The organism is Streptomyces sp. DH37, from assembly GCF_029813835.1.
GTDB lineage: Bacteria > Actinomycetota > Actinomycetes > Streptomycetales > Streptomycetaceae > Streptomyces.
Genome location: NZ_JARVKV010000081.1, coordinates 1 through 26,665, shown reverse-complemented (window position 1 = coordinate 26,665; position 26,665 = coordinate 1). Strand labels below are relative to the sequence as shown.

The following is a 26,665-nucleotide window of genomic DNA, read 5'->3' as shown; positions in this document are numbered from 1 at the left end:
GGGTCCGCACGCTGCGGGGCGCGGAGCGGGCGCCCGCGCGGGGGGGGGCTTGGCGGGCCGACAGCCCGCCACGCCCGTCCGGTACCGGTCCTTGAACTCGTGCACGTACGGGCGGAGGTAGGACTCGCTGAGGGGTCCTCCGCCGGCGTCCCTGATGCCGTCGTCCAGGAGCGTCAGGGCGAGTTGCTGGGGGTTGGGGAAGTCGCCCTTCTCCACGATGTACCGGTGGTAGGCCCGGTAGTAGGCGTCCTCGCGGGGCATCCCGTCCGGTATGCCGACGGGCTCGTCGGCCACTTCCGCCTCCGGTTCCTGCCGGGTCGCGCGCTGCGCCGGCACGGGGGCGGGGCGGCCGTTCGGCGGCGCCCCGCCCAGCGGGCGGTGACGCCCGTCCGGGTTGGCCGGGTCCCTCGGGATCGTGAGCCCGGCGCCGGGGGCCCCTTCGGGGGCGGGCCGGTTCCGGGACGCCGTCTGCGGCACGGCCTCCTCCGCCAGGGCGGTTCCCCCCGCCGGTGCGGCTTGCACGTAGGCGACCGCCTCCCGCGCGGAAGGCGCCGATCCGTACGCGGCCTCCCTCACCGCGGCCCCCTTCTCCTCGGCGGTCCGCCAGGACGGCGGCAGCAGTTCGTGCCGCTCCGGGCCCGCCCCGCCCGCGGCCGGTTCCGCTCCGGCCGGTTCCGCGGCCGGGGCTCCCTCCGGTCCGGGCGCGGGCGCCTGCCCCGCGGGCGCCCCCGCGGGAAGCGCCTCGGCCGGCGCGGCCGTCCCGCCCGCGGCGGGGAGGACCTGCGGTTCGATGCCGGCCGCGGCCAGCCCGGCCGGGGCGGTCTCCGACAGCGGCACCCCGTACCGCGCCAGCCGCAGCGGCATCAGCGACTCCACCGGCGCCCGCCGCTTCCAGCCGCGCCCGTAGCGGGCCCGCAGCCGCGCCTCGTAGACGAGCCGGTCCTGCTCCATGCGGATGACCTGGTCGTAGGAGCGCAGCTCCCACAGCTTCATCCTTATCTCTATGCTTCCGAAGATCTCCCTGGTCAACATCATGTACCGCTTCTGATACGTGAGTTACGTCGATGCGGAAGTAGAATCCCGCTGTCTGACGAGATGACTCTGGGGGGATACACGTGACTGCAGGTATGGACGGGGGGCCTTCGCTGCCGGGGCAGATGTCGGAGGACGAGGAGCGCGAACTGCAGAGACAGTATCGGGAGTCGACGAAGACTCACGATGAACGCGTCTCTGAGCTCAGAGCAGCGAAGACGTGGCAGAGGCTCTACATTCTGGGTGAATTGGGTGCTCTCGCCCTTGCTGCGCTCTTCGGATACACGGTCGTCGTGGGACTGTGGCGAGACCAGCCGGTCATCACGCGATATGTCGGTCTCGTGATCTTGCTCGGCCTGGCGACTCTGATGGGCCGCTTGTGGTTGAAGACGCGACGGGAGCTCGTTGCGAAGAATGCGGCGGTTCGGGTCGCCTTGTCGGAGCGGCAGACGGCTGCCGCAAAGTTGCCTCTTGACTCACCATCCGGGTTGAGGATCTATCGGGAGGCATCTCTAGACCTGATCGAGCAGTACCGACATGGCGCTTCCAAGAACCGTCGGGTACATAACTGCTTCCAGGTTCTGATCATCACTGGATCGATCGTGACATCGACGCTTGTGGCGATGAATCCGGGAGCCAATGAGGTTCTGGGAATCGTGACTTCGGCATTGAGCGCGCTGGTAGGTGTATCAGCGGGCATCACCGGCTACTTCAAGTTCCGCGAGCGTGGCTACAACCTGCAGTCGACCGCTGACGACATCGAGAAGCACTACAACGCTTCGCAGTTCATGCTCGACGAGTACGCGGGACCGGATGCGGCGCATCCACTCTCCGAGGCGGAGAGGCTGAGGAAGTTCGCACGGTTCGTGGAGCGACTGAAGGAAGAGCAGCGCAAACGCGAGTTGCAGCTTGAGCAGCAGAGTTCCGCGGGAGAAGAGCGGTCGGCCTGACGATGGACTTTTCAGTTACCGTCCGCTGGCTCCTGAGCGGACCGGATCCGAGCAAGGAAGGCTGGACTGAATAGGTCGGCACGCAAGGCCGTTCGTTCTGGTGAGGTCGCTTTCCAACGCCACAGCCATCGTCCGTAGCTCTGGCGCAACCTGGCGCGCTCGAACAACCAGACTGCGTCCCACTGCAGAGCTGTCTGGTAAGTGAGGCCCGGGTTGTCCAGCATCCACAGACGCATCCGTCGGGCCATGCGCGGGGCCAGGATGAAGTGGACGAGGCGCACCGGACTCTTCCTTGCAGCCATGCTCCGTCCCTCCTTTGGATGGGGTGCTCAGCACCGGCATGATACGGGTGTCACCGTCATGCCGGTTCTCTGCGGTGGCAAATTGAGCTGTTCTCACGTGCTGCGCATCATCTTGCGCAGGCTCTGACGGGCTGCGGTCAGGTCATCCTCTAGATTTTCGATCGTGGCGCGAAGCGCGCGGTTATCGGCCTGTGTCTGTTGGATCTCTCTGATGAGTGCCGTGTTCTCTCGGGAAAGCTCGTCTACGCGAGCCGTGAGCGCGCTGCTGCCGGTGCGATCCAGCTCTGCTCCGAGTTGGAGGCGTAGCCGTTCACGAAGCCGGTCACGTTCCTCGCGGAGCTCCTTGATCTGCTGCTGTGCGAGCGCGAGGTCGGTCTTAAGGCTGGCGTTGCTGACGCGACTCTGCGGTGGAACGGCGTCGACGCATGCCTCGATACCGTGTTCTTCTTGGTGGCGGCGGGCGGCCTCGATGGGTTCGCGTAGCCCCGGCGAGTACGCGAGCCAGTTGGAAACACCAGCCTCCTTGGCCACTCTGGCGAAAGTGATCCGGGTTCCTGAGCGTTGTAGAGATTCCAGCACCTCCAGCACGCGTCGGCGCTTGTCCTGGCTGTCGCGTTCACGTGCCGCTTTGAGAGCGGCAGTGCGGCTGTCGTAGCTGTTCACTGAGGTTCCTCGCGTTTCTTGACCACCGTGAGCGGTAGCAGTCTGTGAGCCTCAGTCGCCCGCGACTTGCGGAGAATCTTGCTCGCTTCCTCGATCTGCTCCCGTTCGTTCTGTGGAAGCGCAGCGAGTTGGTCGCGCATGGTGGTGGCCACCTCCCGGAAGCTGTCGATCTGAGCCCCGAGATTTGCCAGTACGAAGTCGGCTGCCCCGATGGCGTCAGCGGTCTCATGGTCGGACTTCAGGCTGCGTACGTGATCCTCGATGGCGGGAAGGTAGGACGGGTCGGGCCGGTAGAAGGTGCAGCCAGAGCACTGGAAACGGATGGGGCAGGATCCACCGCCCGCCTTGACGTTGGAGGGCTCAGTGCAGTTGCCGAACGGTACGGCGACCGAGGAGATTTCGTACTTGGTCTGCGGGAGAGGTGCCGTCCGGCCAGTGCGGTCCACTGCCAGGGGCGCGAGTGTGCGGATTGCCTCCCGCTTACGCTTCAAAGTGACCTGGTAGTAGCCCATCGTCGTATTGACCGAGGCGTGATCCATGAGGTCGCGCAAGACATCGACTGGAACGCCGGCGTCAGCATGCCTCTGGGCATAGGTGTGGCGGAACGCATGGGCGGTGATCTGGGAACGGTCGAAGGGTAGGAGCTGTCCGTCCGGCCCGGGGACGTCGCTGTCGATGCGGGGGAGCGCGTTTACCCAGGTGCGCAGTGCCGCCGAGAGGCTGTCGGCTCGGATGTGCCCGTTGCCGCGGCCGGAGCCGTGCAGGGCGCTGGGAAAGAGCCATGTTCCTGCTCGTTCGGTCAGCGGGAGTTCGGCGCGGCGCTGTTCCCAGAGGGTGATCAGCTCGGCCGTGCTCTGTGGGATGGGCAGGCGGCGGCCGTTCCGTCTGGCTTTGTGGTTGTCGTAGACCAGCTGATAGTTACCGTCTTCCTGCTCGACGCAGCCGACTTTGAGGCTGGCGACCTCGCCCAGACGGCGTCCGGTATCGCGCAGGACGGCGTAGATGGTCTGGTGGAACAGCTGCGAAAGCTCTTTGGGCCAGCCGCGGTGGGTGACGTTCACGAGGTGCAGTTGGGCATCCAGTTGGCGGATCACGGTGTCAGGAAGGGCTCTGCCCGCGTGTTCCTCATTGATTTCGACAGGGGCCACGCGGTGGTGGCGGGCTCGGCTGAAGGCACCGGGCACATCGTCCATCAACCCGCTCGCACGCGCGAACTCCAGTACCGCGAACCAGGTTCTGACCAGCTTGTCCTGTGTAGCTGCCGCACGGGATTTCCCGTCCTTCTTCCGGGATTTCTTGATCGCATCGACAGCTGCCGACATGTCCGCGGCACCCAGGTGCGTAGGGGTGTCGCCTCCGGCTCGCTGGGCCAGCCCGTCGGATGCAGCGGAGAACGCCAGGAGGGCGGTGCGCAGGTCCTGGATGGTCGGCCGAACAGAGCGTGCCCACTCCATGAGAATTGCGCGCAACCACGCCTGCCGGACGACGCGGAAGTCGATGTCGCCCTTCACTGCGTCATAGCGACGATGGGTCGCAGCCCACAGCCCTACGGCCGCCGCGTCCCACACGTCGCCCGCCATCGGATCGGCGCCCTCGTGCTGCCGCCGAGCGCGCTCGACCATGCGCTGGATCTGGCCCAGCAAGGCGCGCGCCGGGCTGCTGCCCTTCTCTCTGCCGAACCGCAGCGACGACAGGTCCAGGCCGCACAAGCTGTCCACGTCGGCGATGGCCGCGATGGCGAGCCGCACCGCGAGCGGACTGATGCTCAGCCCTTCTCGATCGCGCTCCTGCAGACCGAGAAGCAGCTCGTGGGCGACGACAGGGTGAAGCCCACCGCACCAGAACTGATGGACCTGGAGGAATGGGCCGGTAACGGCTGCCCACGCCAGAAGCTGGTCGGGGGTGCGGTTGCCGCGGCTGAGCTCACGGCGCCACTTTCCGTGGTGTGACGCGCACAGCCGGAGTTGCTGTTGCTCACGGTCGCACCCGCCCACGAGGCAGTCTCCTTGGCGGGGCAGGGGTTGGGGTCTGGCCGAGCGCTGCCAGTCAGCAACGCGCAGCCCAGGAGTCCGTCTCCTGCGCTCGTTGAAGGCGGTGGCGTGGGTCGGGCAGAGCCCATGACTCACCGCCTCCCGTGCGCAACGCCCCGAGGAGTCAGCGACCAGGCATGTCTCACGATCGGACGTCCCGCGTACGCGTCGTTTCCGGGCTGGCTGATGGGTCGAGTCGAACTCCTCGTCCGACAGATCGCTCTCCCGTGCAGCAACACTGCAGGGAGAACACCGGCCGACACGGCCAGGACAAGGCGTCCGGCAGGCGACAACCTTGCAGCGCGAGGCACTGGTGGCGTCGTTGTCTAGATCACCGTCGAAGAACATCCGCTCGTGGTCCCACTCGCCCGGACGCCAGTCGGGCCGTACTTGCTGGCGCAGCCACGCCAACCACCCTTCTGCTGACGCCGCAGGCTCAGAGCGCGAGTGCAGGGGCGCAGCGAGCACGGGCTTCATCGCGCGGCCACCTCCCGCCGCGCTGCCACCCGCTCCACGGCCTCCCGCTTCTCACGCTCATTCGCGTGAAGGTAGATCGCAGTGGACGCGGCCGACACGTGCCCCATCAGCTGCTGCACAACGTCGATCGGCACACCGGCTCGAACCCAGGCGGTTGCGGCGGTGTGCCGCAACATGTGCGGGCGTACGACGAATCCGCACTGCCGCGACAGCCGCTCGAACATGCCCTTCGTCGCCTGGTAGGTCATCGCCTTGCCCAGAGGCTGCTGATACAGGTTGACGAAGACCAGGTCATTCGCTTCGGCCTCGACCACGGCGTCACGGTCGGCGCGATAGGCCACGTACTCGGCGACCGTGGGCCCGTCGACCGGCACGACTCGCGGATAGCGGGATTTGGCCAGGACCTTGTTCTCGTTGTCCCGGCGGTGGCGCACGTGGATGTGGGCCCCGGATACGCTGCAGCCGAGGGCCCGGGAGTCCGGCAGGAAATGCATGTCCTGCCTCCGCAACCCCAGAGCCTCCCCGATACGGATTCCGGTCGCCAGCATCAGCACCACCAAGAATCGGTCGCGAGCCGTACGACACCCGGCCACCACCACGGTGACCTGCTGCTCGGACAGGGCTTCGTAGGGCTTCTCAACCTCGCGCGACTTGATCGCCTTCGCGCGCACGGTTCGGAACTGCCCGCGCTCACCGGCATCGAAGCCAGGCGGCGGTGTCGCAAGGTAGCGCGGCTGCGACAAGCGGTCCGCTACCTCCGGCGCGACCACGCCGTGAAGAGCGCAGTACCGCAGGTACTCCACCACCGCTGTGATCGTCGCGTTGACCGTCGCCCCGGAGCGCGACTTACCTCGCTTGCCAGCCGTGGACTCCAGCCAGAACCGGAAGCGCGCCATCGAGGCCAGCGTGATGGTCCTCCAGTCGACCGCGTACTCGGCGCACCAGGTCAGGAACAATGCCAGGCGCCCCGCGTAGACCCTGATGGTGTTCACGGACCGGTCCGCGCCGTGCAGGAACGTCAGGAAATCCGTCCCCTCCCGGTGGATCGCGAGCTGGGGGTCGAGGATGACCCACCGGGTGCTCTGAGAGCACCCGGTGGGAGACAGGGCCCGTTCAGCCTGAAAGACGTCGGCGTTCATGCCGTACCTAACGTGGCTCCCGCGTTGTAGATACTCGTGAGCCACGCACGAGTGACAAGACGTGCCGCACGTACCTGACAGGTCAGTGCGGCATGGAGATATTCATCCGGCGCCACAGCCGGAAGGTGGAGGGGAAGGCCAGCAGCCAGCGGGAGAGCCGCACGCCCTCCATGTGCTTGTCGGCGGTGATGTCGGCGATCCGGCCGACCGCGTGCCGCGCGGCCTCGACGGAGACGACGAACAGCACCGGGATCACCGCGTGCATCCCGACCCCCAGCGGGTCCGGCCAGGCGGCGGCGCCGTTGAAGGCGATGGTGGCGGCCGTCAGCAGCCAGGCGGTCTGCCGCAGCATCGGAAAGGGGATGCGGATCCACGTCAGCAGCAGGTCCAGGGCGAGCAGCACCACGATCCCGGCGTCGATGCCGATGGGGAAGAACGGTGCGAAGCCCCCGAAGCCCTTCTGCTCGGCGAGGTCGCGGACGGCGGCGTACGACCCGGCGAAACCGATCGCCGCGATCACCACCGCCCCGGCGACGACCACGCCGACCAGTATTCGGTGAGTCCGTGTCAGGTGCACTGCTGTGTCCTCGCGAGATCGTCGGCCGGGTGTCCGCCGCCCGGCCGGGACGGCGGGAGGGACGGGACGGGGGACGGCGGGTCCCCCGGGGGGAAGACAGGGTACGCGCGGCGGGTGACGGGGACGGAGGGCCCCGGCCGCGCTACTTGACGGCCTTCACGGCCTCCCTGGCCGCCTTCTCCGCGCCCTCGCGGATGTCCCCGGCCGACGGCGTCCTGCCGGTCTCGAAGCCGGCTCCCTCGTAGTCCACGGTCACCACGACGTTGCCGGTGACGGCGACGACCCGCTGCTCGCGGTACTCCTCGGTCTTCTTGCCGTCCTTCTTCTCCGTCTCGAAGGCTATGGACGTCGCCTGGTCGCCGACCCCGTCGAGCGGGACGTCCTTCACCTTCTTGTTCTCCTCGTCCTGCGAGACGGCGGCCACCTGCTGGCCGGCGTACTCGGCGGCCCGCTCGTCGCCGCTGCCGAGCGTCAGGTCGGAGTCGAACCGCTTGAGGGAGACGGTGAGCGCCCGGTACTGGTAGTCGTCCAGACCGCTCCACAGGCACGTGCCGTAGCCGTCGGCGTCCTTGGACCCGAGGTTCTTGCCGTCCTTCTCCGCCTCGGGCACCACGTCGCCGATCGTGCCCTTGGAGAGGGTCTTGCACGGATCGGGCAGGGTGGTGAACCTCACCGGCGCCGGACTCGGGGTCGGGCTGGCGGTGGAGGCGCTGGGCGAGGGCTTGGCGGAGTCGTCCCCGCCGGAGTCGGAGGAGCATCCCGCCGCCAGCAGCATGGGCACGGCGGCGCAGGCAAGCGTACGGACGGCGGTGCGCATGGCGTTACGGTGCATGGTTCCTTCGCTTCCGGAGGTGCTGGGCGGCCGGGCACGCCCTGTCGGACGGCACGACGGTACGCCACTCGGGCGACGACACCGCAGAAGCCTAGGACGGCCGCGGGCCCCGCCGGGCGGCGTGGCGGGCGTGTGTGTCCGTCGTCTCAGTCCGGGGGGCGGCGTCGGGGAGCTGCCGGGGAGCCGCCGAAGGGCCGTCAGTCGCCGAACTCCCCGTCGAGCTGGTCGGCCAGCTTCCGCGCCTTCTCCTGGAGTTCGGCGCTGTCGGGCAGCCTGCGCTTGTCCGTCACCCACTGCTCGTACACGACGGTGACGATGACGTTCCCCGTGCGGAAGACCAGGGTGACGTCGCGGTGGACGCCCGAGTCCGCGGTGACCAGTTCGTCGTCGAGGTACGCGGCGTCCCCGATCCCCTCCAGGGGGCGCGGGGCCAGTTCCGCGCCGGGCGTGGACTGCGGGGTGGCGACGTCGTCCGGCTCGCCGGTGCCGCCCGCGCCCTCTCCGCCGCCCTCCGACGGCTCCCCGGTCTCCCGCGGCTTCCCGGTCCCCGCGGAGCCTCCGGGCTCCTCGGAGCCCCCGGCGCTCCCGGCCCGCTCCGCCTCCCCGCCCCCCTCCGCTGCGTCCTCAGCTCCGTCCCCCGCCGTGCCCTCCGCGTCCCGGGACCCCTCGCGCGACGGCGGCGAGACGGGGATGCCGGCCTCCAGCACCATGTCCTCGTACAGGCGCACCGCCCGCTCGTCGTCGCTGACGGCTGGGTCGTACGACACGACCCGCTCGAAGTCCACCAGGAGGTGACGGCTGCCCAGGCCCGTGGAGCTCTTCCAGCGGCAGCCGACCCGGCGGTCGTTGTCGTACGTGACGGTCTGCTCGCCCTCGTACGCCGCCGGGACCCCGTCCCTGCCCTCCTCCTGCGCGGAGGCGCTCTCCGCGCCCGGCAGCATCGCCCGCAGGATGTCGGTCTCGACCGCGCCGCAGGGCTCGGGCAGGTCGCGGTACGTGCCGGGCGGGGCCGTGGCGGCCGCGGTGCCGACCGTGCCGGGCTTGCTGTCGGCCGCGGCGGCGCCCGAGCCGGAGCCGCCGGTGCAGCCGACGGACCCGACGGCCAGCACGGCCACGAGCGCCGCGCCGGTGGCGTATGCCTTCCGCTGCACTGCCCAACTCCCTCGTCCGCGCGAACGCTCGAAAACACGTTGCCGTCGTATGACCACAACAGAACACAATGTCTATCGCACGATGTCCGCCGTGCGCGCCGCGGGACCCGCTCCCACCAAGGCATATGCAGTAATACGTCCGCCTTCCGTGCGCGGACGTGAGCGGACGTGCGCGGTTCGCACGCAATTCGCACGCGTTCCGCACGCATGTGGCAGAGCGCGCCCGCACTTCTTCGTCAGGGGGATGAACGAGCATGTCGTACACCGAGGTTCCCGGGGCCCGGGTGCCGATCCGGATGTGGACCGACCCGTCCACGGTCGAGGACGGCGCGATGCGCCAGCTCCGCAACACCGCGACGCTGCCCTGGATCAAGGGCCTGGCGGTCATGCCCGACGTCCACTACGGCAAGGGCGCCACCGTCGGCTCGGTCATCGCCATGCACGGCGCGGTCTGCCCGGCGGCGGTCGGCGTGGACATCGGCTGCGGCATGTCGGCGGTGCGGACCTCCCTCACCGCCGACGACCTGCCCGGCGACCTCTCCCGGCTGCGCTCGCGCATCGAGCAGGCCATCCCGGTCGGCTTCGGCATGCACGACGAGCCGGTGGACCCGGACGACCTGCACGACGCCCCCGCCTCCGGCTGGGACGGCTTCTGGTCCCGCTTCGACGGCGTCGCCGAGGCCGTCCACTTCCGCCGGGAGCGGGCCGTGCGGCAGATGGGGACCCTCGGCGGCGGCAACCACTTCGTCGAGGTCTGCCTGGACGAGACGGGCGCCGTCTGGCTGATGCTCCACTCCGGCTCCCGCAACATCGGCAACGAACTGGCCGAGTACCACATCGGCGTGGCCCGGAAGCTGCCGCACAACCAGGACCTGGTCGACCGCGACCTGGCCGTCTTCACCGCCGACACCCCGGAGATGGCGGCGTACCGCAACGACCTGTTCTGGGCGCAGGAGTACGCCCGGCGCAACCGCGCGGTCATGATGGGCCTGCTGAAGGACGTGGTCCGCAGGGAGTTCGGGAAGGCGAAGCCCGCCTTCGAACCCGTCATCTCCTGCCACCACAACTACGTGGCCGAGGAGCGCTACGACGGCATGGACCTGCTGGTCACGCGGAAGGGCGCCATCCGCGCGGGCAGCGGCGAGTACGGCATCATCCCCGGCTCGATGGGCACGGGCTCGTACATCGTGCGCGGCCTGGGCAACGCCGCGTCCTTCAACTCCGCCTCCCACGGCGCGGGGCGGCGGATGAGCCGCAACGCGGCGAAGAAGCGGTTCTCCACCCGGGACCTGGAGGAGCAGACGCGGGGCGTGGAGTGCCGCAAGGACTCCGGGGTCGTCGACGAGATCCCCGCCGCGTACAAGCCGATCGAGAAGGTCATCGACCAGCAGCGCGACCTGGTCGAGGTGGTCGCGCGGCTCCGGCAGGTCGTCTGCGTCAAGGGCTGACGGGCCGGGGGCCTCGGAGCCCCGCGGAGCCCCTCGGAGCGGAGCCCGGGGGCCCGGCACGGCTCAGGAGAGCCGCCGGGCCGCCTCGGTCGCCCAGTAGGTCAGGATCATGTCCGCGCCCGCGCGCTTGGCACTCGTGAGCGTCTCCATGATCGCCCGGTCCCGCTCGATCCAGCCGCGCCGCGCGGCGGCCTCGACCATCGCGTACTCGCCGGAGACCTGGTAGGCCGCCACGGGCACGTCCACCGCGTCCGCCACCCGGCGCAGCACGTCCAGGTAGGGCAGGGCCGGCTTGACCATCACCATGTCCGCGCCCTCGGCGAGGTCGAGCGCCAGCTCGCGCATCGACTCCCGCCCGTTGGCCGGGTCCTGCTGGTAGGCCTTGCGGTCGCCCGTCAGCGAGGAGTCCACCGCCTCGCGGAAGGGGCCGTAGAAGGCGGAGGCGTACTTCGCCGTGTAGGCGAGCAGCGCCACGTCCTGGTGGCCCGCCTCGTCCAGGGCGCGGCGGACGAAGGCGACCTGGCCGTCCATCATCCCGCTGGGCCCCAGCACGTGCGCGCCCGCCTCGGCCTGGACGCACGCCATCTCGGCGTACCGCTCCAGCGTGGCGTCGTTGTCCACCCGGCCGCGCTCGTCCAGGACGCCGCAGTGGCCGTGGTCGGTGAACTCGTCCAGGCACAGGTCGGACATGACGACCAGGTCCTCCCCCACCTCGGCGCGCACGTCGCGCAGCGCCACCTGGAGGATGCCGTCCGGATCGGTGCCCTGGGAGCCGACGGCGTCCTTCTTCCCCTCCGCGGGCACGCCGAAGAGCATGATGCCGCCCACGCCCGCCGCCACGGCCTCGGCCGCGGCCTTGCGCAGGCTCTCGCGGGTGTGCTGGTACACGCCCGGCATCGACGAGATCTCCACCGGCTCGCCGATGCCCTCCCGCAGGAAGGCGGGCAGGATCAGCTCGGCCGGGTGCAGCCGGTGCTCGGCGACCATCCGGCGCATGGCCGGCGTGGTGCGCAGCCGCCGGGGGCGCACCACGGGGAAGTCCCCGTAGCCGCCCCGCCCCCTGTCGTAGCCGCCGTAACCATCGCCGTAGCCGTCGCCGTACGTACCGCTGCCGGTCTTCACGATGTCCGTGCCCTCCTCCTGGTCGGACGCTTCTCGCTGGGCCGCTGCACCGCCTCGCCGGCCTCGATCGCGGCGGCCCGGCGCTTGGCGCCGAACTCCGCCAGCGCCTCGGCCAGCTTGTGCACCGACGGCTCCGGCGCCATGACGTCCACGCGCAGCCCGTGCTCCTCGGCCGTCTTCGCCGTCGCCGGGCCGATGCAGGCGATCACCGTCACGTTGTGCGGCTTGCCCGCGATCCCGACGAGGTTCCGCACGGTGCTGGACGAGGTGAACAGCACGGCGTCGAACCCGCCGCCCTTGATCGCCTCCCGCGTCTCGGCCGGCGGCGGCGAGGCGCGCACGGTCCGGTAGGCCGTGACGTCGTCGACCTCCCAGCCCAGCTCTATCAGGCCCGCCACCAGCGTCTCGGTGGCGATGTCGGCGCGCGGCAGGAAGACCCGGTCGATCGGGTCGAAGACCGGGTCGTAGGGCGGCCAGTCCTCCAGCAGCCCGGCCGCGGACTGCTCGCCGCTGGGCACCAGGTCGGGCTTGACGCCGAACTCCACCAGCGCCCTGGCGGTCTGCTCGCCGACGGCCGCGACCTTGATCCCGGCGAACGCGCGGGCGTCCAGGCCGTACTCCTCGAACTTCTCGCGCACCGCCTTGACCGCGTTGACCGAGGTGAAGGCGATCCACTCGTAGCGGCCGGTGACCAGGCCCTTGACCGCGCGCTCCATCTGCTGCGGGGTGCGCGGGGGCTCCACCGCGATGGTCGGCACCTCGCTGGGCACCGCGCCGTAGGAGCGCAGCTGCTCCGACAGCGAGGCGGCCTGCTCCTTCGTACGGGGCACGAGCACCTGCCAGCCGAACAGCGGCTTGGACTCGAACCACGCGAGCCGGTCGTGCCGCGCGGCGTCGCCGCGCTCGCCCACCACGGCTATCGCCGGCCGGGAGCCGCCGGCGGCGGGCAGCGCCTTGGCGGCCTTGAGCGTCTGGGCGATGGAGCCCAGCGTCGCGGTCCAGGTGCGCTGCCGGGTGGTGGTGCCGTCGACGGTGACGGTCAGCGGGGTGTCGGGCTTCCGGCCCGCCGTGACCAGCTCGGCGGCGGTGGCGGCGACCGACTCCAGGGTGGTGGAGACCACGAGGGTGGCGTCGCTGGCGCCCACCTCGTTCCACGCCCGGGTGTCGGCGGTCCGCGCGTCCAGGAAGCGCACGTCCGCGCCGTGGCCGTTGCGCAGCGGCACACCGGCGTAGGCGGGGACGCCGACGGCGTTGGCGATGCCCGGCACGACCTCGAAGGTGACGCCCTCGGAGGCGCAGGCGAGCATCTCGTCGGCCGCGTTGGCGTCCAGCCCGGGGTCGCCCAGGACCGCACGGACGACCCGCTTGCCGCCGCGCGCGGCCCGCATGACAAGATTTACGGCATCGTCGGCACCCGCGGAGGCTGTTGACGTGTCGTCACCTGCTGCCTGGAGCGGGGTGTCGACACCTGCCCGCACGTGCGTCCGCACGACGTCGTACACCTGCGGATCGGCGACCAGGACATCGGCCTGTGCCAGCGCCTCGACGGCGCGCAGCGTCAGCAGTCCCGGGTCCCCGGGCCCGGCACCGAGGAAGGTGACGTGCCCGTGGGCGCCGTACGAGTGGTTGGTGGTGGGGCTCAATGTGCTCGCTCCCCCATCAGACCGGCCGCGCCCTTGGCGAGCATCTCGTCGGCGAGCTCGCGCCCCATGGCCTGGGCCAGGGAGAGCAGCCCGCCGGCGGACGCCGGTACGTGGCCGGTGGTGGACAACTGCACCAGTGTGGTGCCGTCGGTGGTCCCGACGACACCCCGCAGACGCAGTTCGGTGACATCCCGCCCGTCGCCCGGCAGGTCGGCCAGTGCGCCCACGGGCGCGCTGCAACCGGCTTCCAGGGCGGCGAGCAGGGTTCGCTCGGCGGTCACGGCGGCCCGCGTGCGCGGGTCGTCGAGTCCGGCGAGCAGGGCTGCGAGGTCCGTGCGCGAGGCCGCGCACTCGATCGCCAGCGCCCCCTGGCCGGGTGCGGGCAGCACCGCGTCGGGGTCGAGGAGCTCGGTGGCCTCGTCGATCCGGCCGATGCGCTTCAGGCCGGCGGCGGCGAGGACGACCGCGTCCAGCTCGCCGGAGCGCACGTACCCGATCCGGGTGTCGACGTTGCCCCGGATCGGCACGGTCTCGATGTCCCGGCCCAGCGACCGGGCCCAGGCGTTGAGCTGCGCGGCGCGGCGCGGCGAGCCGGTGCCGACCCGCGCGCCGTCGGGCAGCCGCTCGAAGGTGAGGCCGTCGCGGGCGACCAGCGCGTCGCGGGGGTCCTCGCGGACGGGCACGGCGGCCAGCGCCAGCCGCGGGGGCTGGGCGGTGGGGAGGTCCTTGAGGGAGTGAACGGCGAAGTCGATCTCGCCGCCGAGCAGCGCGTCGCGCAGCGCGGAGACGAAGACCCCGGTGCCGCCGATCCGGGCGAGGTGCTCACGCGAGACGTCGCCGAAGGTGGTGATCTCCACCAGCTCGACGGGCCTGCCGGTGAGCCGCCGGACCCGCTCGGCCACCTGCCCGGACTGGGCCGTGGCGAGTCGGCTGCGGCGGGTGCCCAGCCTCAGCGGCCGGGGTGCGTCGGTGCTCATTGCCGCTCCTGTTCGGGGTTGCTGACGGCGGCGACGGTCTGCGGGTCCAGGTCGAAGAGCTCGCGCAGCGCGTCGGCGTATCCGGCGCCGCCCGGTTCGCCGGCGAGCTGCTTGACGCGCACGGTCGGCGCGTGCAGCAGCTTGTCGACGACCCGGCGGACGGTCTGGGTGATCTCGGCGCGGTGCTTGTCGTCGAGCCCGGGGAGGCGCCCGTCCAGCCGAGCCATCTCGGCCGCGACGACGTCGGCGGCCATGGCGCGCAGCGCGACCACCGTGGGGGTGATCGTCGCGGCCCGCTGGGCGGCGCCGAAGGCGGCGACCTCGTCGGCGACGATGCCGCGCACCTTGTCGACGTCCGCGGCCATGGGAGCGTCGGCGGAGGCCTCGGCGAGCGACTCGATGTCCACCAACCGTACGCCTTCCAGGCGGTGCGCGGCGGCGTCGATGTCGCGGGGCATGGCCAGGTCGAGCAGCGCGATCGGCTCGTCGCGGGAGCCGGCGCGCGCGGCGACCGCCCCCGTGAGGTCGTCGGCCGTCAGCACCAGGCCGGTGGCGCCGGTGCAGGAGACGGCGACGTCCGCGTGCGGGAGCTCGGCGAGCATCTCCTGGGCGGGCACGGCGCGCGCGGTGAGCCCGCCGCCGTGGAGCCCGGCGGCCAGGCGCCGGGCGCGCTCCAGCGTCCTGTTGGCGATCACCAGTTCGGTGGCGCCGGCGCGCGCGAGCACCGTGGCGGCCAGGGAGGACATCGAGCCGGCGCCGATCACCAGGGCGCGCCGGCCGCGCACCCACTCGGCGACCGGGCGGCCACCGGCGAGCTGCTCCAGGCCGAAGGTGACCAGGGACTGCCCGGCCCGGTCGATGCCGGTCTCGCTGTGCGCCCGCTTGCCCACCCGCAGCGCCTGCTGGAACAGGTCGTTCAGCAGCCGCCCGGCGGTGTGCTGGTCCTGCGCCACGGCCAGCGCGTCCTTGATCTGGCCGAGGATCTGCCCCTCGCCGACGACCATCGAGTCCAGCCCGCAGGCCACCGAGAACAGGTGGTGGACGGCGCGGTCCTCGTAGTGGACGTACAGGTACGGGGTCAGCTCCTCCAGGCCGACGCCGCTGTGCCGGGCCAGCAGCCCGGACAGCTCGGCCACGCCGGCGTGGAACTTGTCGACGTCGGCGTAGAGCTCGATGCGGTTGCAGGTGGAGAGGACCGCGGCCTCCGAGGTGGGCTCGGCGCCGACCGCGTCCTGCAGGAGCTTGCCGCGCGCCTCGGGCGCCAGCGCGGCCCGCTCCAGGACGCTCACGGGCGCGCTGCGGTGGCTCAGCCCCACGACCAGCAGACTCATGCGCGTCCCCCGCTCCGCTCGGTCCGTACGGCGTACGGCGCGCGCGTGACGTGTCCCACGCTCGCTCGTTCGTTCATGCGGGCATCACGGCGGGCACGTCCCCGTCAGGCCCCGGTTCGGTCCCCTCGGTGCGGCGGCGCACGGCCGCGGCGGGCGGCGCCGCGGGCGGGGCGGTTTCCGCGCCGCCGTCGCCCAGCGCCTCCTCACCGGCCTTGCGCTGCTCGTGGAAGGCGAGGATCTGCAGTTCTATGGAGAGGTCGACCTTGCGCACGTCCACACCGTCGGGCACGGACAGCACGGTCGGCGCGAAGTTGAGGATGGAGGTCACCCCGGCGGCCACGAGCCGGTCGCAGACCTGCTGCGCGGCTCCGGCGGGGGTGGCGATGACGCCGATGGACACGCCGTTCTCCTCGATGATCGTCTCGAGGTCGTCGGTGTGCTGCACCGGGATGCCCGCGACCGGCTTCCCGGCCATCGCCGGGTCCGCGTCGATCAGCGCGGCGACGCGGAAGCCCCTGGAGGCGAAGCCGCCGTAGTTGGCGAGCGCGGCGCCCAGGTTTCCGATGCCGACGATCACGACGGGCCAGTCCTGCGTCAGGCCCAGCTCGCGGGAGATCTGGTAGACGAGGTACTCGACGTCGTAGCCCACACCGCGCGTGCCGTACGAGCCGAGGTAGGAGAAGTCCTTGCGGAGCTTGGCGGAGTTGACGCCGGCGGCGGCGGCCAGCTCCTCCGAGGAGACCGTGGGCACCGAGCGCTCGGAGAGCGCGGTGAGCGCCCGCAGGTACAGCGGAAGCCGGGCGACCGTGGCCTCGGGGATCCCTCGGCTACGGGTCGCCGGTCGGTGTGTTCGGCCAGTTGCCACGGTGCTCCTGCCGTCTGCGCGAAACGGTGAGCGGCCCTGCTGGGCACCTGTTGGACACACGTCCGGGCCGCTCCGTCCCGCCCAGGCTATGTCTTTGTGAACGCGTGCACAAAGACGGTGTCCGCTTTGTCCGGTCAAAGTGACCGGCGCCACACGCGCCGGACCGGACCCGGGCCCCGCCCGGCACGCCCTACCACATATACGCCCGTCCGCCGTGGAACGCCCGGAGAGGCGGTCGAGGCGCGGTCGACCCCCCGGGGGCGCTCAGCTCTCCAGCGCCGCGCGGAGCCGCCGCGGGTCCACGCGCCAGAAGTCGTGCTGCGCGCCGTCCACGAGCACCACCGGGATCTGCTCCCAGTACCTGCGGTACAGCTCCTCGTCCTGGGTGATGTCCTTCTCCTCCCAGCGCGCCCCCAGCTGCGCGCACACCTCGCTGATCACCGCGCGCGCGTCGTCGCACAGATGACACCCGGGCCTGCCGATGAGAGTGACGGTCTTCATGACCGCCATTGTGCCGCCGTGCGCGCCCGGCGGGTCCGGCCGCACCCGACTGCGTCCGACCGGACCCGGCTGCACCCGACCGCGTCCGACCGCGTCCGATCGGGCTGCCTCCCGCGGACCCCCGGGGCGTCCCGCCGGGGCGCTCTCCCCGGTTGGCCCAGTCCCCGCCCTGCCGACACCCCTTCGTCACCGGAACCCCTCGGGACACTGGTTATGCTCGCCGCATGGCCGCACTTGGATGGCTCGTCCCCCGCAGGCGTTCGGCGACGGCTCGCAGCGTTCTCGCAGGCGAAGCCGCTGCCGAGGCGGCGCGCAAGACCTCGCGGGAGGTCGACGGACTCGCCCCCGGCGAGGCGGGCAAGCCGGCCGAGCCGGAGTTCCCGGTCCACGGGGACGTCCGGGCCGCCGCCTTCTTCGACCTCGACAACACGATCATGCAGGGCGCGGCCCTGTTCCACTTCGGCCGCGGCCTGTACAAGCGGAAGTTCTTCCACAAGCGCGAGCTGTTCCGCTTCGCCTGGCAGCAGGCCTGGTTCCGGCTCGCGGGCTCGGAGAACGCCGAGCACATGCAGGACGCGCGCGACAGCGCGCTGTCCATCGTCAAGGGCCACAGCGTCTCGGAGCTGACGGAGATCGGCGAGGAGATCTACGACGAGTACATGGCCGGCCGCATCTGGCCGGGCACCCGCGCCCTGGCCCAGGCGCACCTGGACGCGGGCCAGAAGGTGTGGCTGGTCACCGCCGCCCCCGTGGAGACCGCCACGATCATCGCCCGCCGGCTGGGACTGACCGGCGCCCTGGGCACGGTCGCCGAGTCCGTCGACGGCGTCTACACCGGGCGCCTGGTCGGCGAGCCGCTGCACGGCCCGGCGAAGGCGGAGGCGGTGCGCGCGCTGGCCGCCGCGGAGGACCTGGACCTCTCGCGCTGCGCCGCCTACAGCGACTCGGCCAACGACATCCCGATGCTCTCGCTGGTCGGCCACCCGTACGCCATCAACCCCGACAGCAGGCTGCGCGCCCACGCGCGCGAGAGGGGCTGGCGGCTGCGCGACTACCGGACCGGCCGGAAGGCCGCGAAGGTGGGCATCCCGGCCGCGGCCGGGGTGGGCGCGGTGGCGGGCGGCGCGGCGGCGGCCATGGCGCTCCAGCGCCGCCGCCGCTGAGGCACCGGCCGCCCGCTCGGGCGGACGCCGCCGGCCGAGCACAAGCGAATCACCAACCGATCGGGAAATGACGCGAACTGATCGAACCAGTCATCCAGTTCGCCATCCGAACAGCCGTAAAGGCATAACAGAACAAACCTAACCGGCGATTTCGGCAACTAGGTGTAGCACAGCCTGTACGAAGCGTTATTCTCCTCAGACGCAATCCGGTGTCCACACGCCCTTGTGACGGGCGGACGGTCCCGCACTGCACGTGATGGAAGCTCTGCCTCTGGGAGTCCCGTGTACCCACACGTCGGGGTTGACGCCTCGGGCCTGGCTGCGCTGCGCACGCTGGTCATCGACCAGCTGCGCGTCCTCGTCCCCTCCGCGCACGCCGTCCCCGCCCTCGCCGCACCTGTCCCCGCAGGCCCCGTCTACGCCCTGGCCGAGGGAGCCGCCGGCACCACCGCGGTGGGCCGCCGCGCCCGCGCCGCGGCCGCCTCCGGCGCCGCCCGCCGCCCGGCGGCGGACAGCGACAGCCACCGCATGATGGACCTCGTCGAACGCGCCCAGGGCGGCGAGGCCGACGCCTTCGGGCGCCTCTACGACCAGTACTCCGACACCGTCTACCGCTACATCTACTACCGCGTCGGCGGCCGGGCCACGGCCGAGGACCTCACCAGCGAGACGTTCCTGCGCGCCCTGCGCCGGATCGGCACCTTCACCTGGCAGGGCCGGGACTTCGGCGCCTGGCTGGTCACCATCGCGCGCAACCTGGTCGCGGACCACTTCAAGTCGAGCCGTTTCCGCCTCGAAGTGACCACCGGCGAGATGCTCGACGCCAACGAGGTGGAGCGCAGCCCGGAGGACTCGGTCCTGGAGTCCCTCTCCAACGCCGCCCTCCTGGAGGCCGTCCGCAAGCTCAACCCGCAGCAGCAGGAGTGCGTGACGCTCCGCTTCCTCCAGGGCCTGTCGGTCGCGGAGACCGCGCGGATCATGGGGAAGAACGAGGGCGCGATCAAGACCCTCCAGTACCGGGCGGTACGGACGCTGGCCCGGCTGCTGCCGGAGGACAGCCGGTGACGCCCGGTACCCGTCCGTAGCCCGCGGGCCGGCCGGGCCATCACCTCATCCGCAGGGCGTAACCCCGGTGCCCGGCGGTCGTTGTGCGGTGTGCAGACTCCCCGCGGCCTGCCGCGTCCGGGTGGCGGCGCCCGAGCCTCCGCTCCCGCACGGCCGCGCACCCCTCCCGTGGGCCAGGGAGTCGACTGTGCTGACGAGAGGAGGTGCCGCCCGTGATGGGAGCCGTATCGCCGAGCCGGCGGGCAACCGCCTTCGCCCAGGCCCTGGACGAGCGCGAGTCCGAGGGTACGGCGGCCGACCGGTCCGGGGGCGCTGCCCCGGCCGCACCGGCGGCCTCCGGCCCTCCGGCCGGGACGGCGGGGGCGGCAGGGACGACGGGGGCCGGACGGCCGAACGAGCCGTCGGACGAGCCGTCGGACGAACGGACGGCGCTGCTGTCGCTGGTCGACGGCCTCGCGTCCCTGCCGAGACCGACGATGGACCCCGACGTCAAGGCCGCCCAGCGGGCACTGCTCGTCGCCGCCGTGGAGAACGCCTTCGCCGAAGGCGGCGAGGGCGCCTCGGTGCCCGGGCAGCGCACCGCCCGCACCGGGCGCGGCGGGGCCCACCGGCTGTCCCCGCTGGGCAGGCTGCGCCCCAGGACCAGGCTCACCAGAGGGCTCGCGGCCGGCGGTCTGAGCATCGGCGTCGCCGCGGGCGCCTTCGGCGGGGCCGCCGTGGCCAGCACCGACGCCCTCCCCGGCGACACCCTCTACGGCCTCAAGCTGGGCATGGAGGACCTCAAGCTCGGCATGGCCGACGACGACGCCGACCGCGGCAGGGTCCATCTGGACCACGCCTCCACACGGTTGAACGAGGCCCGTCGCCTGCTGGAGCGCGGCCGGTCGGGCCGGCTGGACCACGAGTCGCTCGGCGACATCCGCAGGACGCTCTCCCTCATGCGCAACGACGTCTCCGAGGGACACCGGCTGCTCAGCCGGGTGTACGAGCGCGAGGGGGAGATCGCCCCGATCCGCTCCCTGTCCTCCTTCTCCCAGTCCCACCGCGCCGCGTGGGACGAGGTGCGCCGGAGCCTTCCCGTCCAGCTGACGGACGTGGGCGACGAGGTCAGTTCGCTCTTCGACGCCATAGACGACGAGGTCGGCCCGCTGAGGTCCCTGCTCGGCCCCGAGCCGGAGAGCACGGACTCCGCCGACGACGACGGCACCGACCGCGGCGACCGCCCGGACGACGGCCGTACGGTCCGGCCGTCGTCGCCCGTGCCGGGCGAGAGCGGCACGGGCGGCACGGACGGCCGCCGGGACACCGACCGGCAGCCCAGTCCCTCCGGCTCCTCCGGCGCGGCCGAGGAGGGGCTCCTCCCCGACCCCGGGGACCTGCTGCGGCCCTCACCCGACGGGGAGGGCACACCGTCCGCCCCCGACGGCGGCGCCTCCGGCCTCCCCGAACCGGACATCACCATCCCGCCGCTCCTCCCGGACATCCTGCCGGGCCTGGGCATCGAGGCGGACGACGACTCCGCATAGCCGACGGGCGGCGGTGTTCCCCGGAACACCGCCGCCCGGAACGCGCGCCGCCGTGGCCGCGCCGCTCAGAAGAACACCGAACGCCGCCTCACCAGCAGCCGGTAGAGCGTGTGCTGGATCGTCTCGCGCACCTGGTCGGTGAGGTTGAACATCAGCATCGGATCGTCGACGGCCTCGGGCGGGTAGTCGTCCATCGGGACCGGCTCGCCGAACTGGATCGTCCACTTCGTCGGCAGCGGCAGCATCCCCAGCGGCCCCAGCCAGGGGAAGGTGGGCGTGACCGGGAAGTACGGGAAGCCCAGCAGCCGTGCCAGCGTCCTGAGGTTGCCCACCATCGGGTAGATCTCCTCCGCCCCGACGATCGAGCAGGGCACGATCGGCACTCCCGTCCGCAGCGCCGTGGAGACGAAGCCCCCGCGCCCGAACCGCTGGAGCTTGTAGCGCTCCGAGAACGGCTTCCCGAGTCCCTTGAAGCCCTCCGGCATCACCCCGACGATCTCGCCCCGCTCCAGCAGCCGCTGGGCGTCCTCCGCGCACGCCAGGGTGTGCCCGGCCTTCCGGGCCAGTTCGTTGACGCCGGGCAGCATGAAGACCAGGTCGGCCGCCAGCAGCCGCAGGGCCCGTTGCGCCGGGTGGTGGTCGTGCACGGCGACCTGGAGCATCAGCGCGTCCAGCGGCAGCGTCCCGGAGTGGTTGGCCACCACCAGCGCGCCGCCCTCGGAGGGGATGTTCTCGATGCCGAGCACCTCGACCCGGAAGTACTTCTCGTACACCGGCCGCAGCACCGACATCAGCACGTGCTCGGTGAGGTCGGCGTCGTAGCCGAACTCGTCGACCTCGTACTCCCCGGTGATCCGCCGCCGCAGGAAGGCCAGGCCCTCGGCGATCCTGCGGTCCCAGTCGTCCCGGCCCTCCCGGCTCTCCCGGCCGTCCCGGCCCTCCCCCGGCGGCGCCTCCTCCTCCACGGGCGCCTCCGGGGCCTCCGTCCGCGCCCCGGGGGCGCGCCCCGGCTCCTCCGGTCCCGGTACGGCCGCGAGCGGCGTCTGCCCGGCGCCCCGGTCCTCCTGGCCGGTCCGGCCGCCGGCGCCCTCCGTGCGGCGCCGGCCGCCCGCGGGCCGTCCCTTGGCGGTCCGTCCCGGGCCGCCGCGCGACCGGTCGTCGTCGAAGGGAATGACCTTGGCGTCAGCCATGGCGGACGACCTCCTCGATGCGGTCGACGGCGTGTGCGAGTCTCTCCGGCGGCAGCGGCCCCGGGCCGTTGGCGCGCGCGAAGTCGGCGAAGGCCCCGGCCGTGGTGTACCGCGGCTCGAAGCCGAGGACCTGGCGCATCTGCGTGGTCTCCACGACCCTGCCGTGCGTCAGCAGCCGGATCTGCTCGGCCGAGAAGTCCGTGACCCCGATCGAGCGCAGCGCGGTCCCGGTCCACCGGATGGCCGGAAGCAGCAGGGGCAGCGTGGGCCGCCCCAGCCGCCGCGCGGCCTGGGACAGCAGCAGTACCCCGTCCCCCGCGATGTTGAACGTCCCGGCGTTGAGCGTTCCGCGCCGCGGCTCCCCGGCCGCCAGCCGCAGCACCTCGACGACGTCGTCCTCGTGGACGAACTGCAGCCGCGGGTCGTAGCCGAGGACGGTCGGCAGCACGGGCAGCCGGAAGTACTCGGCGAGCGGCGTGTCCGCCGCGGGGCCGAGGATGTTGGCGAAGCGCAGCACGGTCACGGCCACGTCGGGACGCCGGCGGGCGAACCCGCGCACGTACTCCTCGACCTCCACGATGTCCTTGGTGAACCCGCCGCCGGGCAGCGCCTTGGCCGCCGTGCTCTCGGTGAACACCGCCGGATCGCGGGACGAGGAGCCGTAGACGTTCGTGCTGGACTTCACCACCAGCCGCCGCACGGACGGCGCCTTCTGGCACGCGCCGAGGAGCTGCATGGTGCCGATGACGTTGGTCTCCTTGACCGACGCCCGGGTGCCGGGCAGGAGTTGGATCCCGCTGACGTCCAGGTGCACGACGGTGTCCACGCCGTACTCGGCCAGCACCCCGGCGACGGAGGGCTGCCGGATGTCGATCCGGACGAACTCGGCCCCGCCGAGGTGGTGCGCGGGCGGCACGGCGTCCACCCCGACGACCCTGCCGACGTCCGGCTCGCGCAGGATCCGTCGTACGAAGCGCCCGCCGAGCTGCCGGGCGACGCCGGTGACGAGCACGACCTTGCCCAACGGTTGCTCCCTCTCAGCGTTCGGTGGCCTGTCTCCGGAGGGCCCTCCCACGGGCCCGGCGGCCCCCCGTGTTCCTCGTTCCCCGGTTCCCACGCCGGTTCCCGAGCAGGTTCCCGGCCACCGTATCGGGTGGCCGCCGCCCGGAGGCGGAACGCCACCGCCCTCCCACCGGCACAGCGGTGGGAGGGCGGTGATCAGTGTGCGGCGCGCCCGCTCACTTCTTGTTGCGGCGCTGAACGCGCGTGCGCTTGAGCAGCTTGCGGTGCTTCTTCTTGGCCATCCGCTTGCGCCGCTTCTTGATAACAGAGCCCACGACTTACCCTCGCTCACTTCGTCACTCGGTGCGGGGCGTCCGAGCCCACACGACCTACGTCGGCCCAGCCTACCCGGCGCCGGGTAGTGCTCGTGACACGAGGGGGCAACAAGCCCGTCGCTCTGCGGCTACGCGCTCTTCTCCGCCTCCACGTACGATCCGCGGAGGTACTCATGGACGGCCTGCTCCGGCACCCGGAAGGACCTGCCCACCCGGATCGCCGGCAGATGACCGCTGTGCACCAGGCGGTACACGGTCATCTTGGACACTCGCATCACCGAGGCGACTTCCGCCACGGTCAGGAACACGACCTCGTTCAGAGGCCTCTCGGCAGCAGCCATGTCACACCTGAACCTTCCGCACATGTCGGGCACCGGCTTCCCCTCCGGTGTCTCCTGCTCGCATGCGCGCTCCTCCCCAGATTAGGGGCGGGTGATGCAAGTGGGGAAGAGGAGTAGCTATCGGTCTCCTAAGGTGACAGACGGGAGCGATTGAGGACATAGCGAGCAAGCGGACGGTAGCGGTCCGACGGCACCGAGTCATCCAGCGGGACGGCCACGCACACCCGCCCCTCGGCCTGCGCGACGAACACCGCGGGGTCGTCCGTGTCCGCCGGCCCCATCGCCTCGATGCCCAGCTGACCTGCTCCGCAGACCCATCCGTGGTCCCCGATCACCAGCCGCGGCAGCGGTCCCCCGGCCGCCGCCGCGGCGTCGAGCACGGTGCGCACGGGGAGGGGGGAATGGGAGTGTGCGCCCGGCGCACCGGGCGAAGGACGCGCTCCCGCTTCGTGGATCAGCGCGACCCCCCGTACGTAGTGGAGGAGGTGGGGACGTACCCCGAACCGGGTCGTTATGTCGACACGTCTACCCTGCGCCGGGGTGAGGACGGGACATCCCGCCGCCGACAGCGCACCGGCCAAGGGGACGTAGAAGCCCAGGAGCCGGTGGGGGTGCCCGGTGCCCAGCAGCACCGGGGAGCGGTCCCGGGCCGCCCTGGCCAGCCGCTCCGCGAAGGCGTCCAGCGCAGCGATCGTACGCTCCGGATCGACCGTGTCCGGACCGGACGCGTACCCCGGATCCGCCGACACCCCGCACGCGCCGGCCATCAGCGCCACCAGCCGCGGGACCGTCCACTCCTCCTCCGGCTCCAGCCCGATCAGCACCCGCGGATCGCCGGCGGCGAAGAGCCGGTACCGCACCAGGCTCTTCTCACGGGTCGTCGCGATGGTCCCCGCCAGACCGGCGGCCAGCAGATGCCCGCGCAGCGCACCGGCGCCCAACACCCCTGCCATCCGCGCATCCTCGCCGACCGCGCCCCCGTACGCGGCGGAAACCCGCGGACGACCACCCTCCGGACGGCTGTGCGGTTGCGACGGCGGTTGCGACGGCCGCGGCTACGGCAGCAGCCCGTGCGCCGGGTACACCGCGCGCCGGGTGGCCAGCACCGCCTGGTCCAGGGCGCTCGCCGGGTCGTACCCGTCCGCCCAGTCCGACCAGACCGGTTCGCGCCCGTCCGTCATCCGCCGCGGAGCGTCCTGCCGGGTGCGCGCGTACACCTGGCTCCGCCAGTCCTCCGGGATCGCGGTCTGCGGGGGGATCGGCTCGCCCGCCGCGATCGCCACCAGGTGCGTCCAGGAGCGCGGTACGACGTCGACGATCGCGTAACCGCCACCGCCGAGCGCCACCCAGCGCCCTTCCGCGTACTCGTGGGCCCAGTCGTGGCAGGCCATGGCGGCGGCCCGCTGGGCGTCGACGGTCACCGCCAGATGCGCCAGCGGATCCTCGATGTGCGTGTCCGCGCCGTGCTGGGTCACCAGCACCTGCGGCCGGAAGGAGCGCAGCAGCTCCGGCACCACGGCGTGCAGCGCCCGCAGCCAGCCGCCGTCGGAGGTGCCGGGCGGGATCGCGACGTTCACCGCGCCGCCCTCCGCCTTCTCGCCGCCGGTCTCCTCCGGCCAGCCGGTTCCGGGGAAGAGCATGCGGGGGTGCTCGTGCAGCGACACCGTCAGCACCCGCGGATCGTCCCAGAAGGCCGCCTGGACACCGTCCCCGTGGTGGACGTCCACGTCCACGTACGCGACCCGCTCGGCGCCCAGCTCCAGCAGCCGGGCGATGGCCAGCGAGGCGTCGTTGTAGATGCAGAAGCCGGCCGCCCCGCCCGGCATCGCGTGGTGCAGCCCGCCCGCGATGTTGACGCCGTGGAGCACGTCACCGCGCCACACGGCCTCGGCGGCCCCGACCGACTGCCCCGCGATGAGCGCCGAGGCCTCGTGCATCCCCGCGAAGGCGGGGTCGTCCTCGGTGCCGATGCCGTACGACCCGTCCGCCGAGCGGGGGTCGGCGGAGATGCGGCGCACCGTGTCGATGTAGTCGGAGCGGTGCACGAGCCTGAGCGTGGAGTCGCCCGCCGGCGTCCCGCCGACCACCTTCATCCCGGAGGCGCTGGGCAGCCCGAACGCCTCGACGAGCCTCATGGTCAACCTCAGCCGTACCGGATCCATCGGGTGCCCGGGCCCGAAGTCGTAGCCGGTGACCGCCTCGTCCCACATCAACTGTGCGCCGCCGCTCATGTCCGCCACCGTATAGGGCGGCCCGTGAAACCACACGGCCACCCACGCCGCGGCGGACGACGGACCCGGAACTCAGGCCAGGAGCGCGGGGAGTTCCCCCATCGCGGAGAACAGCGCCGTCGCGCCCGACAGCCTCTCCCCCGGCGTCATGGCGGTGAAGCCGTAGACGTCCATTCCCGCCGCGACGGCCGCCCGCACGCCCAGGGGGCTGTCCTCGACGACGGCACAGCGTCCGGCCGGCACCCCCATCACCTCGGCGGCGTGCAGGAAGAGATCCGGCGCGGGCTTTCCCCGCCCCACGTCCTGGGAGCTGAAGACGCGCTCCTCCCCGAACCGCTCGTACAGCCCCGTCGTCCTCAGCGCCACCCGGATCCGCTCATGGCTGCCGGACGAGGCCACGCAGTACGGCACGCCTCCGGCTTCGAGCCCCCGCAGCACCTCGTCGACACCGGGCACGGGCAGCAGACCGCTCCGGAAGGCGTCGAAGACCCTGCCGTGGAAGACGTCGTCGAAGTCGTCGGGCAGCCGCTGCCCGGAGCGCTCCAGGACCAGGTCGTGGATCCGGTGCATGGCGGATCCCATGTAGTCCCGGATGGAGTCCTCGTACGTGGTCGGGTGCCCCAGCTCGGTCAGGAAGGACGCGAGAATCCGGTTGGATATCGGCTCGCTGTCCACCAGGACACCGTCGTTGTCGAAGATCACCAAGTCGTAGCGCATGCGCCACCCTAACCTGGACGCACAAAAGGGAGAGGGCCTCGCCGGCATGCCGGCG

General features: G+C 71.7%; 23 protein-coding genes and 2 pseudogenes. 5 read left to right on the top strand and 20 right to left on the bottom strand.

The genetic code is table 11. From position 1 onward, the window contains the following. A pseudogene (locus QC029_RS27550) lies at positions 1-1,035 on the bottom strand (hypothetical protein); the annotation flags it as partial. 122 nt (positions 1,036-1,157) lie between these two features. On the opposite strand from QC029_RS27550, the gene QC029_RS27545 reads away from it, so the two are divergent. Next, the gene (locus QC029_RS27545) at positions 1,158-1,982 is read left to right on the top strand and encodes a DUF4231 domain-containing protein (protein WP_279558538.1); all 825 of its coding nucleotides are present in this window, start codon (positions 1,158-1,160) and stop codon (positions 1,980-1,982) included. 395 nt (positions 1,983-2,377) lie between these two features. Here the strand turns inward: QC029_RS27545 and QC029_RS27540 are convergent, their stop codons facing one another. The 6 genes and pseudogenes from QC029_RS27540 to QC029_RS27515 form a co-directional block, all read right to left on the bottom strand. After that, positions 2,378-2,947: a DUF6262 family protein gene (locus QC029_RS27540; protein WP_279558537.1), complete on the bottom strand. Its 570-nt coding sequence runs from the start codon at positions 2,945-2,947 to the stop codon at positions 2,378-2,380. Next, positions 2,944-4,941 (bottom strand): site-specific integrase, encoded by a 1,998-nt coding sequence (locus tag QC029_RS27535; protein WP_279558536.1) that lies wholly within the window; start codon positions 4,939-4,941, stop codon positions 2,944-2,946. The genes QC029_RS27540 and QC029_RS27535 overlap by 4 nt, the downstream gene beginning before the upstream one ends. A 509-nt stretch (positions 4,942-5,450) precedes the next feature. Then, on the bottom strand, positions 5,451-6,593 hold the full coding sequence (locus tag QC029_RS27530; protein ID WP_279558535.1) for a tyrosine-type recombinase/integrase: 1,143 nt from the start codon (positions 6,591-6,593) through the stop codon (positions 5,451-5,453). A 103-nt stretch (positions 6,594-6,696) separates the two neighbouring features. Next, positions 6,697-7,164, bottom strand: a pseudogene (locus QC029_RS27525) (DUF2637 domain-containing protein); the annotation flags it as partial. Positions 7,165-7,312: 148 nt separating this feature from the next. Beyond that, positions 7,313-8,002 (bottom strand): DUF3558 domain-containing protein, encoded by a 690-nt coding sequence (locus QC029_RS27520; RefSeq protein WP_279558534.1) that lies wholly within the window; start codon positions 8,000-8,002, stop codon positions 7,313-7,315. A gap of 197 nt (positions 8,003-8,199) precedes the next feature. Further along, positions 8,200-9,153, bottom strand: a complete 954-nt coding sequence (locus tag QC029_RS27515) for a hypothetical protein (protein WP_279558533.1) — start codon at positions 9,151-9,153, stop codon at positions 8,200-8,202. Positions 9,154-9,407: 254 nt separating this feature from the next. Here QC029_RS27515 and QC029_RS27510 point away from each other — a divergent pair, with 254 nt between their 5' ends. Further along, positions 9,408-10,601, top strand: coding sequence for an RtcB family protein (locus tag QC029_RS27510; RefSeq protein ID WP_279558532.1), 1,194 nt, complete (start codon positions 9,408-9,410; stop codon positions 10,599-10,601). 63 nt (positions 10,602-10,664) lie between these two features. Here QC029_RS27510 and hemB read toward each other — a convergent pair whose 3' ends face one another. From hemB to QC029_RS27480, 6 genes are all read right to left on the bottom strand, one after another. Then, positions 10,665-11,633 (bottom strand): porphobilinogen synthase, encoded by a 969-nt coding sequence (hemB, locus tag QC029_RS27505; protein ID WP_279558540.1) that lies wholly within the window; start codon positions 11,631-11,633, stop codon positions 10,665-10,667. Positions 11,634-11,719: 86 nt separating this feature from the next. Next, entirely contained in the window at positions 11,720-13,366 is a 1,647-nt protein-coding gene (locus tag QC029_RS27500) for a bifunctional uroporphyrinogen-III C-methyltransferase/uroporphyrinogen-III synthase (protein ID WP_279558531.1), read from the bottom strand. Beyond that, entirely contained in the window at positions 13,363-14,343 is a 981-nt protein-coding gene (gene hemC / locus QC029_RS27495) for a hydroxymethylbilane synthase (RefSeq protein WP_279558530.1), read from the bottom strand. Before hemC ends, QC029_RS27500 begins: the two co-directional genes overlap by 4 nt. Next, positions 14,340-15,674, bottom strand: coding sequence for a glutamyl-tRNA reductase (locus QC029_RS27490; protein WP_279558529.1), 1,335 nt, complete (start codon positions 15,672-15,674; stop codon positions 14,340-14,342). Before QC029_RS27490 ends, hemC begins: the two co-directional genes overlap by 4 nt. Before the next feature lie 73 nt (positions 15,675-15,747). Further along, a complete protein-coding gene (locus QC029_RS27485; RefSeq protein ID WP_279558528.1) occupies positions 15,748-16,539 on the bottom strand; it encodes a redox-sensing transcriptional repressor Rex in 792 nt (263 codons plus the stop codon). A 264-nt stretch (positions 16,540-16,803) separates the two neighbouring features. Further along, entirely contained in the window at positions 16,804-17,040 is a 237-nt protein-coding gene (locus QC029_RS27480) for a glutaredoxin family protein (RefSeq protein ID WP_279558527.1), read from the bottom strand. A gap of 224 nt (positions 17,041-17,264) precedes the next feature. Between QC029_RS27480 and QC029_RS27475 the strand changes: the two genes are divergently transcribed. The 3 genes from QC029_RS27475 to QC029_RS27465 all read left to right on the top strand — a co-directional run bounded on the left by QC029_RS27475 (position 17,265) and on the right by QC029_RS27465 (position 20,794). After that, positions 17,265-18,203: an HAD family phosphatase gene (locus QC029_RS27475; protein ID WP_279558526.1), complete on the top strand. Its 939-nt coding sequence runs from the start codon at positions 17,265-17,267 to the stop codon at positions 18,201-18,203. A gap of 282 nt (positions 18,204-18,485) precedes the next feature. Further along, a complete protein-coding gene (locus QC029_RS27470; RefSeq protein ID WP_279558525.1) occupies positions 18,486-19,268 on the top strand; it encodes an ECF subfamily RNA polymerase sigma factor, BldN family in 783 nt (260 codons plus the stop codon). A 212-nt stretch (positions 19,269-19,480) separates the two neighbouring features. After that, positions 19,481-20,794, top strand: a complete 1,314-nt coding sequence (locus QC029_RS27465; RefSeq protein ID WP_279558524.1) for a DUF5667 domain-containing protein — start codon at positions 19,481-19,483, stop codon at positions 20,792-20,794. 65 nt (positions 20,795-20,859) lie between these two features. Here QC029_RS27465 and QC029_RS27460 read toward each other — a convergent pair whose 3' ends face one another. From QC029_RS27460 to QC029_RS27430, 7 genes are all read right to left on the bottom strand, one after another. Next, entirely contained in the window at positions 20,860-21,984 is a 1,125-nt protein-coding gene (locus QC029_RS27460; RefSeq protein WP_279558523.1) for a lysophospholipid acyltransferase family protein, read from the bottom strand. Next, complete coding sequence (locus QC029_RS27455; protein WP_279558522.1) at positions 21,977-23,008, bottom strand: NAD-dependent epimerase/dehydratase family protein; 1,032 nt, start codon at positions 23,006-23,008, stop codon at positions 21,977-21,979. Before QC029_RS27455 ends, QC029_RS27460 begins: the two co-directional genes overlap by 8 nt. A 214-nt stretch (positions 23,009-23,222) precedes the next feature. Continuing rightward, complete coding sequence (locus QC029_RS27450) at positions 23,223-23,321, bottom strand: AURKAIP1/COX24 domain-containing protein (RefSeq protein WP_003948845.1); 99 nt, start codon at positions 23,319-23,321, stop codon at positions 23,223-23,225. A 128-nt stretch (positions 23,322-23,449) separates the two neighbouring features. Continuing rightward, positions 23,450-23,662 carry a helix-turn-helix domain-containing protein gene (locus QC029_RS27445; RefSeq protein WP_177214038.1) on the bottom strand — a complete coding sequence of 71 codons (213 nt, stop codon included), beginning with the start codon at positions 23,660-23,662 and terminating at the stop codon, positions 23,450-23,452. Positions 23,663-23,790: 128 nt separating this feature from the next. Continuing rightward, on the bottom strand, positions 23,791-24,606 hold the full coding sequence (locus tag QC029_RS27440) for a phosphatase (protein ID WP_279558539.1): 816 nt from the start codon (positions 24,604-24,606) through the stop codon (positions 23,791-23,793). 111 nt (positions 24,607-24,717) lie between these two features. Continuing rightward, positions 24,718-25,893, bottom strand: a complete 1,176-nt coding sequence (locus QC029_RS27435; RefSeq protein ID WP_279558521.1) for an acetoin utilization protein AcuC — start codon at positions 25,891-25,893, stop codon at positions 24,718-24,720. Positions 25,894-25,965: 72 nt separating this feature from the next. Continuing rightward, positions 25,966-26,610 carry an HAD family phosphatase gene (locus QC029_RS27430; RefSeq protein WP_279558520.1) on the bottom strand — a complete coding sequence of 215 codons (645 nt, stop codon included), beginning with the start codon at positions 26,608-26,610 and terminating at the stop codon, positions 25,966-25,968. Positions 26,611-26,665 lie beyond the last annotated feature (55 nt).